General features: G+C 71.6%; 21 protein-coding genes. 14 read left to right on the top strand and 7 right to left on the bottom strand.

The window, feature by feature from the left end:
- The first annotated feature begins 210 nt into the window (after positions 1-210).
- Together MOV08_RS19315 and MOV08_RS19310 are read left to right on the top strand one after the other, a co-directional pair.
- Positions 211-1494 carry an acyltransferase family protein gene (locus tag MOV08_RS19315; RefSeq protein WP_275308263.1) on the top strand — a complete coding sequence of 428 codons (1284 nt, stop codon included), beginning with the start codon at positions 211-213 and terminating at the stop codon, positions 1492-1494.
- Between the two features lie 101 nt (positions 1495-1595).
- A complete protein-coding gene (locus MOV08_RS19310; RefSeq protein WP_275308262.1) occupies positions 1596-2423 on the top strand; it encodes an arylamine N-acetyltransferase family protein in 828 nt (275 codons plus the stop codon).
- A 10-nt stretch (positions 2424-2433) separates the two neighbouring features.
- Here the strand turns inward: MOV08_RS19310 and MOV08_RS19305 are convergent, their stop codons facing one another.
- The 4 genes from MOV08_RS19305 to MOV08_RS19290 all read right to left on the bottom strand — a co-directional run bounded on the left by MOV08_RS19305 (position 2434) and on the right by MOV08_RS19290 (position 6785).
- The gene (locus MOV08_RS19305) at positions 2434-2862 is read right to left on the bottom strand and encodes a RidA family protein (protein ID WP_275308261.1); all 429 of its coding nucleotides are present in this window, start codon (positions 2860-2862) and stop codon (positions 2434-2436) included.
- Positions 2859-3629, bottom strand: coding sequence for a DeoR/GlpR family DNA-binding transcription regulator (locus MOV08_RS19300; protein ID WP_275308260.1), 771 nt, complete (start codon positions 3627-3629; stop codon positions 2859-2861). The genes MOV08_RS19305 and MOV08_RS19300 overlap by 4 nt, the downstream gene beginning before the upstream one ends.
- 339 nt (positions 3630-3968) lie before the next feature.
- Entirely contained in the window at positions 3969-4985 is a 1017-nt protein-coding gene (locus tag MOV08_RS19295) for an alpha/beta hydrolase (RefSeq protein WP_275308258.1), read from the bottom strand.
- Between the two features lie 120 nt (positions 4986-5105).
- Positions 5106-6785, bottom strand: a complete 1680-nt coding sequence (locus MOV08_RS19290) for a bifunctional 3'-5' exonuclease/DNA polymerase (RefSeq protein ID WP_275308256.1) — start codon at positions 6783-6785, stop codon at positions 5106-5108.
- Between the two features lie 331 nt (positions 6786-7116).
- On the opposite strand from MOV08_RS19290, the gene MOV08_RS19285 reads away from it, so the two are divergent.
- The 8 genes from MOV08_RS19285 to MOV08_RS19250 all read left to right on the top strand — a co-directional run bounded on the left by MOV08_RS19285 (position 7117) and on the right by MOV08_RS19250 (position 12508).
- Complete coding sequence (locus MOV08_RS19285) at positions 7117-7368, top strand: chaplin (RefSeq protein WP_039641129.1); 252 nt, start codon at positions 7117-7119, stop codon at positions 7366-7368.
- Positions 7369-7617: 249 nt separating this feature from the next.
- On the top strand, positions 7618-8034 hold the full coding sequence (locus tag MOV08_RS19280) for a rodlin (protein ID WP_039634230.1): 417 nt from the start codon (positions 7618-7620) through the stop codon (positions 8032-8034).
- 294 nt (positions 8035-8328) lie between these two features.
- Complete coding sequence (locus MOV08_RS19275) at positions 8329-8562, top strand: chaplin (RefSeq protein ID WP_039634229.1); 234 nt, start codon at positions 8329-8331, stop codon at positions 8560-8562.
- Between the two features lie 271 nt (positions 8563-8833).
- Positions 8834-9136, top strand: a complete 303-nt coding sequence (locus MOV08_RS19270; protein WP_039634228.1) for a hypothetical protein — start codon at positions 8834-8836, stop codon at positions 9134-9136.
- Between the two features lie 290 nt (positions 9137-9426).
- On the top strand, positions 9427-9840 hold the full coding sequence (locus MOV08_RS19265; protein WP_039634226.1) for a rodlin: 414 nt from the start codon (positions 9427-9429) through the stop codon (positions 9838-9840).
- A gap of 389 nt (positions 9841-10229) precedes the next feature.
- The gene (locus MOV08_RS19260) at positions 10230-10697 is read left to right on the top strand and encodes a rodlin (protein WP_275308255.1); all 468 of its coding nucleotides are present in this window, start codon (positions 10230-10232) and stop codon (positions 10695-10697) included.
- A gap of 141 nt (positions 10698-10838) precedes the next feature.
- Positions 10839-11339, top strand: coding sequence for a chaplin (locus MOV08_RS19255; RefSeq protein ID WP_078875815.1), 501 nt, complete (start codon positions 10839-10841; stop codon positions 11337-11339).
- 323 nt (positions 11340-11662) lie between these two features.
- A complete protein-coding gene (locus MOV08_RS19250) occupies positions 11663-12508 on the top strand; it encodes a nitrilase-related carbon-nitrogen hydrolase (RefSeq protein WP_275308253.1) in 846 nt (281 codons plus the stop codon).
- A 15-nt stretch (positions 12509-12523) separates the two neighbouring features.
- Here MOV08_RS19250 and tatA read toward each other — a convergent pair whose 3' ends face one another.
- The 3 genes from tatA to rpmB form a co-directional block, all read right to left on the bottom strand.
- Positions 12524-12721 carry a Sec-independent protein translocase subunit TatA gene (gene tatA / locus MOV08_RS19245; RefSeq protein ID WP_039634219.1) on the bottom strand — a complete coding sequence of 66 codons (198 nt, stop codon included), beginning with the start codon at positions 12719-12721 and terminating at the stop codon, positions 12524-12526.
- A gap of 108 nt (positions 12722-12829) precedes the next feature.
- Positions 12830-13135 (bottom strand): 30S ribosomal protein S14, encoded by a 306-nt coding sequence (gene rpsN, locus MOV08_RS19240; protein ID WP_039634217.1) that lies wholly within the window; start codon positions 13133-13135, stop codon positions 12830-12832.
- The gene (gene rpmB / locus MOV08_RS19235) at positions 13135-13371 is read right to left on the bottom strand and encodes a 50S ribosomal protein L28 (RefSeq protein ID WP_039634215.1); all 237 of its coding nucleotides are present in this window, start codon (positions 13369-13371) and stop codon (positions 13135-13137) included. Before rpmB ends, rpsN begins: the two co-directional genes overlap by 1 nt.
- Before the next feature lie 73 nt (positions 13372-13444).
- On the opposite strand from rpmB, the gene rpmG reads away from it, so the two are divergent.
- The 4 genes from rpmG (at position 13445) to rpsR (ending at position 15375) form a co-directional block, all read left to right on the top strand.
- Positions 13445-13609, top strand: a complete 165-nt coding sequence (rpmG, locus tag MOV08_RS19230) for a 50S ribosomal protein L33 (protein ID WP_039634212.1) — start codon at positions 13445-13447, stop codon at positions 13607-13609.
- A gap of 5 nt (positions 13610-13614) precedes the next feature.
- Positions 13615-13869: a type B 50S ribosomal protein L31 gene (locus tag MOV08_RS19225; protein WP_275308252.1), complete on the top strand. Its 255-nt coding sequence runs from the start codon at positions 13615-13617 to the stop codon at positions 13867-13869.
- Positions 13869-15017, top strand: a complete 1149-nt coding sequence (locus tag MOV08_RS19220; protein ID WP_275308250.1) for a CobW family GTP-binding protein — start codon at positions 13869-13871, stop codon at positions 15015-15017. Before MOV08_RS19225 ends, MOV08_RS19220 begins: the two co-directional genes overlap by 1 nt.
- Before the next feature lie 121 nt (positions 15018-15138).
- Positions 15139-15375, top strand: a complete 237-nt coding sequence (gene rpsR, locus MOV08_RS19215; protein ID WP_039634206.1) for a 30S ribosomal protein S18 — start codon at positions 15139-15141, stop codon at positions 15373-15375.
- Positions 15376-15465: the final 90 nt, after the last annotated feature.

Raw genomic sequence — 15465 nt, 5'->3', positions numbered from 1 at the left:
CCCGGCTGTGGTGAGGGTGTGAACCCGGTGGGCGGTCCCGCCCGGGCGGGATTTACGGGATTCCGTCGGCGCGGCTAAGGTGCCAGAGATGTTCGACGCCACACTCCCCGTAAACCAACTAAGACGCTGGATTCGGCCTGTGGGTTCCGTTGTGGAGCCGGTTGATTCGGTGCGTCCGGATCCTCCCGCAGGCGCGTTCCGGGAGGGCCGTTGACGAACGAGTTTCCGGCGTACGGCCAGCGGCGGGTGCCACTGCCCGCGCCGCGGCAGATGCCGCAGGACCCGCTGCACACGGCGGGTGCGGCCGGGCGGGTGGACGGGGCACGTGTGTCGACGGCCACGATCCCCCCGGTCCCGCCCCCCGGGCCGGTGGCGGGCGAGGGCGGAAGCGGGAGCAGACGGCACGCCAAGGGGCGCGCCGGCCGGGCGCACGCCAGCACCGGCCGGGCGGCGCGCGGCGGTGCGCGGAGCGCGACCCGCGACGCGTTCTTCGACAACGCCAAGTACCTGGCGATCGTGCTGGTGGCGATGGGCCACTCCTGGGAACCGCTGCGCTCCGGCAGCCGGTCGGCGGCGGCGCTCTACCTCGCCGTCTACGCCTTCCACATGCCGGCCTTCATCATCATCTCCGGCTATTTCTCGCGCAGTTTCGACATGCGCAAGGACCGGCTGCGGCGGCTGATCACCGGGGTCGCCGTCCCCTACGTCCTCTTCGAGGTCGCCTACACCTTCTTCAAGCGCTGGGCGGGCGACGATCCGGGCTACCCGATCACCCTCCTGCAACCCTGGTACCTGACGTGGTTCCTGGTCGCCCTCTTCATCTGGCGGCTGACCACCCCGCTGTGGAAGATCGTGCGCTGGCCGCTGCCGCTCGCGCTGACGATCGCGGTCCTGGCCTCCTGCTCGCCGGAGATCGGCGACGATCTCAACCTCCAACGCGTGCTGCAGTTCCTGCCGTTCTTCGTGCTGGGGCTCGCCCTGCGGCCCGAGCACTTCCAGCTCCTGCGCAGCCGGTCGGTGCGGCTCGCCGCGCTGCCGGTCGTCGCCGGCGCGCTGGTCTTCGCCTACTGGGCCGCGCCGCGGATGAACGCCGCGTGGTTCTACCACCGCGACAGCGCCCAGGAGCTGGGCGCCCCCTGGTGGAGCGGGCCGGTGATGACGCTGGCGATGTTCGGCTGCTCCCTGGTGCTGGTGGCCTGCTTCTTCGCCTGGGTGCCGGGCCGCCGGACGTGGTTCACGGCGCTGGGCGCGGGCACCCTCTACGGCTATCTGTTGCACGGCTTCCTCGCCAAGGGGTCGCGCTTCTGGCACTGGTACGACAACGCCTGGCTGCACACGCCGTGGGGTCTGGTGCTGCTGACCCTGCTCGCGGGCACCCTCGTCACACTGCTGTGCACGCCGCCGGTGCAGCGGATCTTCCGGTTCGCCGTGGAGCCCAGGATGGCCTGGGCGTTCAAGCCCGATCCGGTGGGGACGGCGCACGGGCGGAGGTGAGCGGCGTCGTACCGTCGGCCGATTCGTTGCGTTGCCGCTGTCTCATAGGCTCCGTTGCGGCTTTCCCGAGAGGGGGACGCCACGACGAAGGGGGAGACACCATGACCGGATCCACCTGGGGCGGCGACCGGCTCGACCTGGACGCCTACCTGGCGCGCATCGGCTACGAGGGCGACCGCCGGCCGACCCTGGAGACGCTGCGCGCACTGCACGCCGCGCACAGCGACTCCCTCGGCTTCGAGAACATCGACATCGTGCTGGGCCGCCCGATCCTGCTCGACCTGGAGGCGCTCCAGGCCAAGATGGTCCGGCAGCGGCGCGGTGGCTACTGCTACGAGCAGAACCTCCTCTACGCCGCGGCCCTGGAGCGCCTCGGCTTCCGCGTCCGCGGGCTCGGCGCCCGGATCCGGATGGGCGAGGACAAGGTGCGCCCGGTCACCCACGCCCTGTTGAAGGTGGAGCTGGACGGCACGGACTGGATCACCGACGTCGGCTTCGGCGGCGAGGCGCTGCTCGCCCCGATCCCGCTGCGGGACGGCGTCGAGGAACGGCAGGGCGCCTGGACCTTCGGCGTGGTCCACGAGAAGGAGACCGAGACGTGGGTGCTGCGCTCGCGCCATGCGGACGGGTGGTTCGACCTCTACGCCTTCGGCACCGAGCGGCGCTTCCCGGTCGACTACACCGTCTTCAACCACTACATATCGACCCACCCGCGGTCGCCGTTCACCGGCAGGATCGTGGTGCAGAAGCCCGGGCCCGAACTGCGCAGCACGCTGGTCGGCCGGGAGCTGGTCCGCACCCGGCCGGACTGGTCGCGCGAGGTGCGAGAGGTCGCCCCGGAGGAGATCCCGGGCCTGCTGGACACCGAGTTCGGGATCACGCTGTCCGCGGCGGACGCCGAGGCGCTGGTGGCCACGTACGGGCAGTGAGCGGGGCGGGCTACCGCACCACCGCGATGCCCTCGATCTCGACCAGGGCCGCCTCGTCCCACAGGCGGCCGGCGCCGATCACGGCCATGGCCGGGAAGTCGCTGCCGACCAGCCGCTTCCACACCCGGCCGAGCTCCTTGGCGTGACGACGGTAGTCGGCGACGTCGACCGCGAAGACGGTCAGCTTGGCCAGGTCGGCAGGGGCCGCCCCGGCGGCCGCCGCCGCCTCCAGGAGGTTGCCCAGCGCCCGCTCGAACTGCTCGACGATGCCGTTCCCGACGATCCGGCCCGCGCCGTCGAGCGCGGTCTGCCCGGCGAGGAAGACCAGGGTGCCGGGGGCGGTGACGCGCACCGCGTGGCTGAAGCCGGTCGGCGGCGCGAGGTGGGGCGGGTTGATGCGCTCCAGGCCGTCGCCGCTGTCGTCGTTGCTGCCGCTCATCCCCGCCGGCTCCCTTCCGTCGCCAACTCGTCACGCACTCCCAGGGATTGAAGCGCCTCCTGCTCCTCCCGGGGAAGGTGCCCATCGGAGATGACGAGATCGAAGTCGGCCAACGGCGCCAGCTCGTACAGCGCCTGACGGCCGAACGTGGAGTGGTCCACGAGCAGCACCGTGCGCCGGGCCGCGGCCCTCAGCGCGCGCTTGACCAGGACGTTCTCCTGCGCCTGGTGGTAGCGGTGGCCGTTGTCGACCGCGGAGGTGGACAGGAAGGCGATGTCCGCGCGGAAGCTGCGGGCGATGTCGGTGGTGGACATGCCGAGGAAAGCGTTGAACGCCGCGTGGTACTCGCCGCCCAGCGCGATCACCCGGATATCGGGCTCCTCCGCCAGCTCGTTGATGACGTGGAGGGAGGTGGTGATCACGGCCTGGCCCGGCTCGGCCAGGGCCAGCGCGGCCTCGCAGACGGCCTCCTTCGCCGCCACCTGCTCGTTGCCCCGCCAGCGCGCCGTGGATTCGAACAGCGCGCTGGGGGCGGCCGTGGCGCCGCCGCGCACCTTGCGCGGCCAACCCTGGTGCTCAAGGGTGTCCAGATCACGATGGACCGTCATCTGGCTGACGCCGAGCTCCTGGACCAGCTCCTCGCTGGTCACCTGCCCCTCGGCCAGCACCCGGTCGCTGATCCGCTTGCGGCGGTCCTTGGGGCTCAGCCTGGTGACCGGCGCCTGGCTGGCGTCCGGGGCGTCGGCTGCCCCTTCGGTGTCGGTCAACGCTGATCCCTTCGCGGCTCGGACGGCCCGAACGGTTCGGACGGCCGGCGTTCGCCTGCCGACGGTCCCCTACCCGGCGAGTTTAGGACGTGACGGGGGAGCCGCTGGCGTCCGTCCGGCGCGCCGAGGCCCGACACGCCCTGGCGCCAGGGGCGGACCGCCCCTAGGGCCTGTCGTCAAACTCCCGTCTGCCGGTCGTCGCCCGTCACGTACTCTCGCCGCACCGGGCGATGACCCCAGTACGCCCGTACAGGGGCCATCGCCCGGCACGCCGAGAGCACGCACCGGACACCGCCCGGCCCGCCCTCCGGGCGAACGACGGGAGTTTGACGACAGGCCCTAGAACGTCCCGTGCAGCGCCGCCCGCAAGTGCCCCTTCCAGTGGGCCGTCATCTCCCGTGCGAGCCGGGTGCCGGGGGCGCTGGACTCGAAGCCGTGCCAGGCACCGGGCACCTGGTGGACCGTCACGCCCACCCCCGCGTCCATCAGGCGCCGGGCGTACGCCAGGGCCGGTTCGCGCAGCGCGTCGAGGCCGCAGACCAGGATGTACGCCGGCGGCAGGCCCGACAGGTCGGTGGCGCGGCCCGGCGAGGCGTAGGCGTCCGGCGCGGTCCGCCGCTCCGCCGCGAACGCGCCCTCCGGGAGGTAGTGCCGCCACGCAAGCCGGACCATGCGCAGGATGTGCAGGCGCAGCTGCGGCCCGGCGTCCCCGCCCGGCCCGTCGGCGTCCGCCGGGATCGGTTCGTCGGCGATCCGGTCGTCCACGTCCGGGACGCACATCGACTGGTAGGCGATCGCCGGGCCGCCGCGGTCCCGGGCGATCAGCGCGACCGCCGCGGCGAGCCCGCCGCCCGCCGACGTGCCGTGGACGGCGATCCGCTGCGGATCGATGCCCAGGTCGGCGGCGTGCGCGGCGGTCCACTCCAGGGCGCGGTAGCAGTCCTCCACACCGGCCGGATAGCGGTGCTCGGGCGCCAGCCGGTACTCGACGGCGATCGCGACGGTGCGCAGTTCGCGGCAGAGCGCGAGCGCGGTCCGGTCCTGCCCGGGGAGGGAGCGGCCGACGGCGAAGCCACCGCCGTGGAGGTTCAGCACGGCGGGCAGCGGCCCGGTGGGCGAGGGGCCCGCCGCGGGCTCCGGGTGGTAGACCTCGACGACCAGCGCGCTGCCGTCCGGCCGCGGGATGTCGTGACGCTCGCTGCGCACGCCCGAGCGGTCGGCGGGGTGCGCGGCCAGCATCGCGTCGAACCGCGCACGGGTGGCCACGATGTCCTCGTACGGGTCGGAGAACGGCCCCAACGGGCCGACATACGGCAGGAGTTCGGGGTGTACCGCTAAGCCGGGCGGGACGGGCATCGGCTGCCTCTTCTCTGCTCGTGCGGCGGGACGCCGCGGGACCTCACGGGCGATCAACGATGGAACGGCGGACCCTCGGCGCGCCAGGGGAGTTCCGGCACATCGCGGTGCGCGGCGCGCTCACTTCGCGTCCCCGTAGCACTCCGCCACCGCCGTGGTGAACGGGAACCGCACCGGGGTGGGGCCGAAGGCGATCCGGCCCGCGGTGGCCGCCGCCGCCGTGATGGCCTCGGCGACCGTTGCGGCCTCGTCCGCCGGGCAGTGCACGATCACCTCGTCGTGCTGGAAGAAGACCAGCTCGGCGCGGAGCCCGCCGCGGGCCAGCGCATGGCGCAGGGCGGCCAGCACCAGCAGGGCCCAGTCGGCGGCGCTGCCCTGCACCACGAAGTTGCGGGTGAAGCGGCCGCGGGCGCGGGCCGCCGAACTGCTGCCGTAGCCGCCGGACCGCTCCTCCTCCTGGGGCAGGCCCGCCTCGTCGGGCGCTGCCATCGAGGCGGGCGGGCAGGTGCGGCCCATCCAGGTGCGCACCAGGCGGCCCTCCTCACCCGCCCGGGCCGCGTCGTCGACGTACGCCACCGCGGCCGGATAGCGCCGGCGCAGGTCGGCCATGTGCTTGAGGGCGTCGCCCGACGTCTGCCCGTAAATGGCGCCCAGCAGGGCGAGTTTGGCCTGGTCGCGGTCGCCGCCGAAGGCGCGGGCCGCCAGATCCGCGTAGAGGTCCTCGCCGGTGCCGGCCACCTCCATCAGGCCCCGGTCGCGGGAGACCGCGGCCAGCACCCGCGGCTCCATCTGGTCGACGTCGGCGACCACCAGCCGCCACCCCGGATCCGCGCGCACCGCCTGCCGGATCACCTTGGGGATCTGCAGGGCGCCGCCGCCGTTGGTCGTCCACCGGCCGGAGACCGTGCCGCCGGGCAGGTACTCGGGGTGGAACCGGCCGTCGTGCACCCACTGCTGGAGCCAGGACCAGCCGTGGGCGGTGTGCAGGCGGTACAGCGACTTGTACGCCAGCAGCGGCGCCACCGCGGGGTGGTCGATCTGCTGGAGCTCCCACTTGCGGGTCGAGGAGAGGACGACGCCGGCGCGGGCGAAGGCCCTGATGATGTCGTGGGGCAGGTCGGGGCGGACCCGCGCGCCCTCCCCGAAGGCCCGCGACACCTCGTCGGCCAGCTCCGCCATCCGCCGTGGCTCCAGCCCGCCCGGAAAGCGCTCGCCCAGCAGGCCGTCCAGCACCTCGCGGTGTACGTCCGCGCGCCAGGGGATCCCCGCCCGCGACATCTCCGCGGCGACCAGCATGCCCGCCGACTCCGACGCCAACAGCAGCCGCATCCGGTCCGGGTGCTCGGCCCGCGCGGCACGGGCCACCTGGTGGGCGTAGACCTCCAGCAGCGCGGTGAGCTCGTCGGTTCCGGGCGGCAGCGGCACCGGGCCCGGCGCGAACAGGGAGGGCTGGGTCTCGGCGGCGCGCACCGGCGCGTCCGCCGGCACCGGCAGGCCGTGCAGCCGCGCCCAGGCGGCGGCCAGCGAGTGCGGCTGACCGGACTGGCCCTCCTCGTGGCCGATCAGCAGCGCCTCCGCGGCCTCGACGTCGTAGCAGCGCTCGACCCGCACCCCGGCGTCCAGCAGCCGCCGGTAGATCTCCGCCGTGGACCGCCACACCCACCGCTCGACCTCGGGGCGCGACCGCACCGCCTCGACGAGCGAGGGCTCCGACACCACCGGTCCGGCGGACCGGCCGTCCGGGGCGAGCGGGCAGAGACGAGCACCCCCGTCGCCCGTCTCCGCCATCGCCCATCTCATGGTCCCGAGTCTTGCACCAGGGTCTGACAACGGCCCCGACCGGCAGTCCCGGCACCCCTCCACCGAACCGCCGCCGCGCCCGCCCGTCCCCGCGCCGTCCCCCTCCCCGAACCCCCACACCCCGAACCCCCACACCCCGGCCACCCGCCCCGGAACGACGCAGCGCCACAGGGCCGCCGACCCACGCCACCCTTGGGGCGTATGGCATAACTCCCGCCTACCATCACCCATTTGGCCCCACTACTTTTCCCGGCTTTGTTGCGTTGAACTTCTTGTCGCTCCAGGCGGCGCGCACAGAAATCCTGAATGCAGCTCAGTGAAGAGGTACGCCGTGAAGTTTGTCTCCAAGGCCGTCGTCCTGTCCGCCGCCGCGGGCATCGCCGTGGTGGGCGGGGCCGGAATCGCCAGCGCCTCCGGGCACGGTGGGGCCCACGCCGCGGGTAAGGCGGTGGGTTCGCCCGGTGTGCTCTCCGGAAACCTTATCCAGGTGCCGATCCACGTCCCGATCAACGTGTGCGGCAACACCGCCAACCTGATCGGCGTACTCAACCCGGCCTTCGGCAACGTCTGCGTGAACGACTGATCCCCGTAAGGCGATTGAGGCCCGTCCCACTCGGGGCGGGCCTTTCATATATGTAATTACCATGCTGGGAGGGGGAGTTGGGCAGCAGTGTGCCGCCCTGTCGCGACGGGCCGACGTCTCGGCGGGCGGGTGCGGTGATATGTGTCTATGGTTCCGCGGCATCCGAGTGAATCCGCGAAACCGCATTCTGGGAAGCGAGTTGACCAGTGCGCTCCGGATACGGGCACTCCGCTCCCAGAAGGGTAAACAGTGATCAAGAAGGTCCTGGCCACGACGGCGGTAGCCGCTTCCCTGGTCGGCGTTTCGGCGACGGTGGCCCCCCAGGCGATGGCGGGCGGCAAGCACCGCGGCACCACCACGGTCAACGGCAACCGCGCCGTTTCCGCGTTCGGCAACTCCACCACGCACGGCAGGATGAGCCCGCAGATGGAATTCATCCAGGGCTCGCTGAACAAGCCCTGCATCGGCCTGCCGCTCAAGGGGAACTTCGGCTCGCTGTTCGGGATCTTCCCGGTCACGGTGCAGGACATCAACGTCCTGTCGTCGCCGCAGAACCAGCAGTGCACCGAGAACTCCACCCAGGCCAAGGGCGACGAGGCGCTGTCGCACATCCTGGACGACATCCCGATCGTCTCCGGCAACGGCGTCCGGAACCGCATCCGCTGAGTCGGCCGTCGGCCGCGGGCCCGGAGTTCCTGATTCCCCGGTCGGTGGGAATTTGTATTCGGCGGGCGCACCGTCCGCTCGAATGACGGTGTTTTTTTGCGGTTTTTATGTGTGGGCGCATCCGGAATTGCCTATGCCATTCGGGCGATTCCTCCGAAAACTTCCCCATGGGAGTTTCGCCGACCCGGACAAATCGTTACCAATATCGACAGCGGAGTTACGGGCGGCCAGGTCCGCGCCCGTGCGGCACGATGGTCGTGTGCGCTACGGATCCCGCTGCGGGAAGGGCTGAAAGTGAAGTACGCAAAGGTTGCAGCCGTCACTGCCGGCACGCTGATGGCAGTGGGCGCTGCTGCGCCGGCTTTCGCCGACGCGCACGCCGGTGGTGTTGCCAAGCGCTCCCCGGGTGTTCTCTCCGGAAACGTCATCCAGGTGCCGATCCACGTGCCGATCAACGTGTGCGGCAACACCATCGACATCATCGGGATCCTCAACCCGGCGTTCGGCAACCGCTGCATCAACCGCTGACTGCAGAAATCCGAGCCGTGTCGTGGTAACCGGCCCCGGCCCGCCATCGCCGCGTGTCGGGGCCGGAGGTTTTCGACGGTATTACGGCGGCGTGTCGGGCGACCCGGAATCTTTCGGGTGGCGTACCTGAAGAATCGGAACTGCACGGTTTCTCCGGGCGATGGCACTCGTTAGGCACGGGGAAAGCGGTGATCCGAGCAGCGAAGCGATTGCTCGCGCGGCAGCGATGTCGCGATTCCATCGAGCACCGCACCAGAAGGGACAGTGGGAAGTGAAGTACGCGAAGTCTGCCGCGGCTGTTGCCGGCTCCGTCATGGCGCTGGGTGCGGCGGTGCCCGCTTTCGCTGCCGAATCCGGTGCGCCGAACCCGACCTCGCCCTCCATGAGCCTCAACGGCGGGCTGATGGACCTGCTGAACGGCAGTGGCCAATTGGACAGTCGCCAGATCAGGCCGCTGGTCGACACGGTCCGGGGTGCGGAAAAGACAGCCAAGCATCCCAGGCAGCTTCTCGGTGGTGCCACGGGGGCCACCAAGGACGTTCCGCTGCTGGGCGGGTTGCCGCTCGCCAAGTGACGGGCCGGCGAACCGGATTTCACTGTTCCGCGGGATCGCCCGGGGAATCGGCAGTGGCCGTGTGAAGCCTCAGCCGCCGGATCAGGCAGATAGGCGCCGATCGACTTCGACGGTCGGTGGGCTGATCCGGATGGTGGAGCACGGTCGCGGAATTCCGGCTGGGGTACCCGATCGGCAGGACGGGTCGGCGTATCCAGCTCATTGCGCGCTAATGAGCACAACCGAATGCGCCCTTGCGAGTGGGCCGGATCGCTCGGCTCAAGGGCATCCCGAAACACGAAGGATCAACAATGATCAAAAAGACGCTGGCAACCGCAGCCGCGGCTGCGTCCATTGTCGGGGTGGCCGCAGCCGCCGCTCCCCACGCGATGGCCGCGGGCAACCGGCACGGGACGTCGACCGTCAACGGCAACGGCGCGAAGCAGGCCTTCGGCAACTCGACGACGTACGGCTACATGAGCCCGCAGATCGGCCTGATCCAGGGCTCGCTCAACAAGCCCTGCGTCGGTCTGCCGGCCAAGCTGAACTTCGGCTCGCTGGTCGGTGGCATCCCGGTCACCGTGCAGGACATCAACGTCCTGTCGTCGCCGCAGAACCAGCAGTGCACCGAGAACTCCACCCAGGCCAAGGGTGACGAGGCGCTGTCGCACATCCTGGACGACATCCCGATCCTCTCCGGGAACGGCAAGCACAACCGCCGCTGATCGGCCGAGGAACAACCGGGCCGCCCAGATCTCTCGAGTCTGGGCGGCCCGGATTTTTCATTTTTATCGCCCGGCCGGCCCGGGAATTGTTATTCGCTCGTGACCCCATGTGGTTCGGTCGACTCGTTAGGAATGGCGTGTGGAGGGATGCATGCCAATGCCCTCGCGAGATGATGGGGCTGCCAGGGCATTGGCATGCCGGTGAAAATGCGGCGTAGTACCCGGGAAATATCCTCGTGGTTTTGTGGGCCCGATGGTCTGCAGTAGGTCTTTTCGGGATAATGATTGCCATCTATTTGGGTGATGGCGCGGAACTCGGGCGCCCGTGGTCGGTTGTTTGAAACAGGGCTCCCGTGCCGGGAGTTCCTTCTCCTGAAGGGTTTAGCGCGATGAAGAAAATGATGGCGGCCGCGACGATCGCGGCATCGCTCGTCGGAATCTCGGCCGCGGCGGCTCCAGAGGCCCTGGCGGACGGCAACCGCCACGGCACCAGCACCGTCAACGGCAACGGCGCCAAGTCGGTGTACGGCAACTCCCGGACGCACGGGAAGCTCAGCACCCAGCTCGGACTGCTCCAGGGCAGCCTGAACGACCTGTGCATCGGTCTGCCGGCCAAGGGGAACTTCGGCTCGCTGGTCGGGTTCATCCCGGTCACGGTGCAGGACATCAACGTGCTGTCCTCGCCGCAGAACCAGCAGTGCACCGAGAACTCCACCCAGGCCAAGGGTGACGAGGCGCTGTCCCACCTCGTGGACGACATCCCGATCTTCTCGGGCAACGGCGTGGGCAACGGTGCCAAGCACTACGGCAAGCACTACGGCAAGCACCACGGCAAGCACCACGGCAAGCGTCGCTGACGGCCTCGGCTTCGGCCGGGCCATCGTTTGTGACACCGGGCGGTCGGCGGGCGTTTGCGCCGCCGGCCGCCCGGTCGTGTGTGCACCACGGGGGTGCGGGCGGGGCGCCCGTACGCGAGCTGCGGAGTGAGGAGAGGGGATATGCGACAGGGCCTGAGGACGTGCCTGCTCGTTGCGGCGGCGTCGGGGGTGCTGGGGGCGGGTGCCGGGCCGGTGTTCGCGGATGCCGGTGCGCAGGGCGGCGCCGCGGACGCGCCGGGCGTGCTGTCCGGGAACGCGGTCCGGATGGAGGTGAACGCGCCGGCCGATGTGTGCGGCAACGCGGTGCTCGTGGTGGGGCTGTTGAGTCCGGCCGAGGGGAGCCGGTGCGGGACCGGCGCGGCGCCCGGGCCGGTGCTGCGGCAGGCGCCGGCGGGCGGACCGCGGCCGGACGGGCACCGGGGCCGACCGGTGCGGCGGTCGGTGCCGCGCGGCGACCATGACCGCCGGGTGGGTGCGGTGGCGCGGGCCGGGAAGTCGGCGGGGGAGGCGCTGCTGGCGTCCACCGGGACGGAGCGGCTGGGGCTGGCGGCCGGAGCCGGTGGCGGGCTGCTGGCCGCCGGGGCGGTGCTGCTGCGCCGGGCCCGTAGGCGCCGGGGCTGAGCCGGGCGGTGCCCGAGGGGCTCGGCGGCCGGCCGAGCGGGTGCGGCGGGCCGCTCGGCCGGGGCCGCCCGGTCGGGGCGGCGCCCGCGGCGCCGGACGTCCCGACCGTGGCCGTCGTACCGCTGGTGTCGGGCGGCGCTGCGGCTGGAAGTCGCCCGGGGTACGACGGATCGTGCGGATCAACGCGCGATGGCGATTGCCCGGCACGGGAAGGATCGTTCTTTCGCTCGTTGGTGGGATGCGTCTTAACCGGATGTTTGGGGAAGAATCGGGTGAAAGGCAATAAAAGGTATTAGCGGCAGTTCATCGAGGGGGAATGGGGCATGCTTGTCGCGCTGGCGCAGACGGACTGCGTGCTGGGGGACGTGCCGGAGAACCTGCGGGTCGCACGGGAGCAGATCGAGCAGGCGGCGGCCCAGGGGGCGGATCTCGTCGTCTTTCCCGAACTCAGCCTGCACGGCTACCACTTGGGGGCGCTCAAGCGGGACGAGTCCGTCGCGGCGGCCGATCCGCGGCTGCGGGAGCTGAGCACCGTGGGGCCGGCCGTGCTGGTCGGGTTCCACGAGCACACCAGTCTGCGGGCGTACAACACGTCCGCGTATTACGTGGACGGTGCGCTGGCGCATGCGCACCGCAAGCTCTACCTGCCGAACTACCTGGCCTGGGAGGAGCGCAAGCACGTCAGTCCGGGGCAGTCGCTGCGCGCCTACGAGCTGGCGAAGTCCGAGAACGGGGGGCGGGCGGCGACGCTGGTGTGCAACGACGCCTGGCAGCCCGTGCTGCCGTGGCTGGCGGTGCAGGACGGGGCCGAGGTGCTGTTCGTGCCGACCAACAGCGCGGCGAGCCTGGACCCGGAGGCGATGGACACCGGGCTGTACTGGGACACGCTGCTGTCCTACACGGCGCGGATGCTCCAGTGCTGGGTGGTCTTCGTCAACCGGGTCGGCAACGAGCACGGGGCGTCGTTCTGGGGCGGCTCGCGGGTGGTGGACCCGCGGGGGGCGGTGGTGGCCCAGGCGCCCAAGTGGGAGCCCTCGCTGGTGACGGTGGAGATCGATCCGTCCGAGGCGCGGCGGCAGCGGCGGGCGGTGCCGCTGGTCGCGGAGGCCCGGCTGGGGCTGATCGACCGCGAGGTGCGGCGGTTGATCGACGAGGGCGGCGACCACTGACCGCGCCGGGCCGGGTCAGCGGCCGGCGGGCTGCTCCGCGCCGGTGGACTCGGTGGCCCGCTCGTCCTTGAGGGCCTTGGCCTCCGACTTCAGGATCCGCATGGAGCGGCCCAGGCCGCGCGCCATGTCGGGGAGCTTCTTGGATCCGAAGACCAGCACGAGGACGGCCACGATCAGGATCAGGTGCCAGGGCTCCAGGGCGTTGCGCAGCATGGGGTCTCGTTTTCGTCGGGGTGCCTGCGGAGGTCCGTCCAGTATGACCCGAACGGCCCGGCCGCCCGGTCCAGGGGGCGTGCCCGGGACGGGCGGCCGGGTCGGGGGTCACCAGCTGGACTTGGTGACCCCCGGCAGGTGGCCCTTGTGCGCCTGCTCGCGGAGGTTGATCCGGGAGAGGCCGAAGGCGCCGAGGTAGCCGCGCGGGCGGCCGTCGATGCTGTCGCGGTTGCGGACGCGGGTGGCGCTGGCGTCCCGTGGCTGGCGGGAGAGCTCCCGGCGGGCCGCGCCGCGCTCCTCGTCGGAGGTGCGCGGGTTGCGGATCACGGCCTTCAGCAGGGCTCGGCGGGCGGCGTAGCGGGCCACCGTGGCGCGCCGCCGCTCGTTCTTGGCGATCTTGCTCTTCTTGGCCATCAGACCTTCCCTCCTCGGGCGCGGATGCGGGCGACGGCGGCCTCGATGCCGATCGTGTCGACGGTCTTGATCCCCTTGGCGCTCAGGGTCAGCCGGACGTGCCTGCCCTCGCTCTCCAACCAGTAGCGCTTGCGCTGGATGTTCGGGTCGAAGCGTCGGGAGGTGCGGCGGTGCGAGTGGGAGACGGTCTTGCCGAAGCCCGGCGCGCGGCCGGTCAGCTGGCAGTGGGCGGACATGGTGCGGTCCCTCCGGTGGTCGAGCCCTCCAAGGGCTTATTGAAAATGGAAACCATTTGCGTATACTACCGGTATGGCTCGCAACGAACTCCGCCCGGTCATCAAGCTCCGGTCCACCGCCGGCACCGGGTTCACCTACGTCACCCGCAAGAACCGCCGTAACGACCCCGACCGCCTGGAACTGCGCAAGTACGACCCGGTCGCCGGTCGGCACGTCACCTTCCGAGAGGAGCGCTGAGCCCGATGAAGCCCGGAATCCACCCCGCCTACGGGCCGGTCGTCTTCCGCGACCGGGCCGGCGACTTCGCCTTCCTGACCCGCTCGACCATGACCAGCGACAAGACGGTGGAATGGGAGGACGGGAACACCTATCCCGTCATCGACGTCGAGATCTCCTCGGCGAGCCACCCCTTCTACACGGGCACCGCCCGGGTGCTGGACACCGCCGGCAGGGTCGAGCGGTTCGAGCGCCGCTACGGCAGGCGCGGGGCCCGCTGATGCAGCGGCTGAGCGTCGTGCTGGTGGGCGGGCTGCACGCGGACGCCCGGCGGGCCACCGTCGAGCGGCTGCTGGAGACCGTCCCCGGCAGCGTCGCCCTCCACCACGACCTGGCCTCCGCGGCCGACGGCACGGTGCGGCGCACCGTCCGCGACGCCGGCGGCACGCTGGACACCGGCGAGGCGCCGCTGGTCAACGACTGCGCCTGCTGCGCACTGCGCGAGGACCTGGTGCCCGAGCTGGTGCGGCTGGCCGCGGGACGGACCTGCCGGCTGGCGATCGTCGAGCTGTGGGACTCGGTCGAGCCGAAGGCGATGGCCGAGGTGGTCACCTCGCACGGGGGCGACGGCCTGGAGCTGACCGGTGTGATCACCGCGGTCGACCCGGCACTCCTGCTGCCCTACCTCGGCTGCGGCGACGACCTGGCCGAGGCGGGGCTGGCGGCCGCAGCCTCCGACCAGCGGACGGTCGCCGACACCTGGGCACGGCAGCTGGAGTACGCGCCGGTGCTGGCGCTGGCCACGGGCGAGGAGCCCGCCGACGACGCCGACCACGCGCTGCTGGCGCAGCTGCACCCGATGGCGCGCCAGGTGGCCGTGGACTCGGACGAGTTGGCCGCCGCCGCGCTGGCCGGCTTCGACGTGGCGGCCGCCGCGGGCCGGCAGCACCCGGCGTGCGCGCTGCTGCCGCAGGAGGCCGAGGCGGCCGGCGTGGCCACGCTCGTCTGGCGCGGCGCCCGGCCCTTCCACCCCGAGCGGCTGTACGCGGCGCTGGAGGACCTCTCGTGCGCGGCGGCGCGCAGCCGGGGCCGGTTCTGGCTGGCCGACCGGCCGGACACCCTGCTGTCCTGGGACGCCGCGGGCGGCGCGCTGTGCGTGGAGAACGCCGGGCCGTGGCTGGCCGCGCTGCCGGACGCCGCCTGGGAGATGGTGCCGCCGATGCGCCGGGCCGCCGCCGCGCTGGACTGGCACCCCGAACACGGCGACCGGGGCCAGCACCTGGTCTTCACCTCGCCCGGCCTGGACCGCGACGGGCTGCGCGCCCTGTTGGAGTCCTGCCTGCTCACCGACGCCGAGTACGCGGGCGGTCCGACGGCCTGGAAGGGCCTGCTGCCGGCCTTCGACGCACTGCTCGACCCGGTGTCGTGACGCCGCGCCGCACGCCGGTGCCGTGATCCGCGGTCCGTACCGCTCGACCGCCGTGAACCGGCCGTTTCTCCGCCCGGAACCGGACCCTCCGCCCCCAGTAAGGAACCAAGGAACCTCTGCCATGCCCCGACGGAACGACGCGCGGCGTAAGGCCGCCCCCCGCCCCAACCCGCTGGACGCGGCGGGCATCACGTACATCGACTACAAGGACACCGATCTGCTGCGGAAGTTCCTCTCGGACCGCGGCAAGATCCGCAGTCGCCGGGTCACCCGGGTCACCGCCCAGCAGCAGCGGCAGCTGGCCCGCGCGATCAAGAACGCCCGGGAGATGGCGCTGCTGCCGTACGCCGCGCGGTGACGACGCCGCGCGAGCGGGCCCCGGTCGCGACCGCGTCCGCGATCGGTAGGAGATTCCCTACGTTTGACGAGTAGGGAATCTCCTACGTGT

Origin of the sequence: Streptomyces yunnanensis, assembly GCF_029011865.1 — a bacterium.
GTDB classification, from domain to species: Bacteria; Actinomycetota; Actinomycetes; order Streptomycetales; family Streptomycetaceae; genus Streptomyces; species Streptomyces yunnanensis.
The sequence above is the reverse complement of the archived record's forward strand: the minus strand, read 5'-3'. Positions and strand labels throughout refer to the sequence as shown.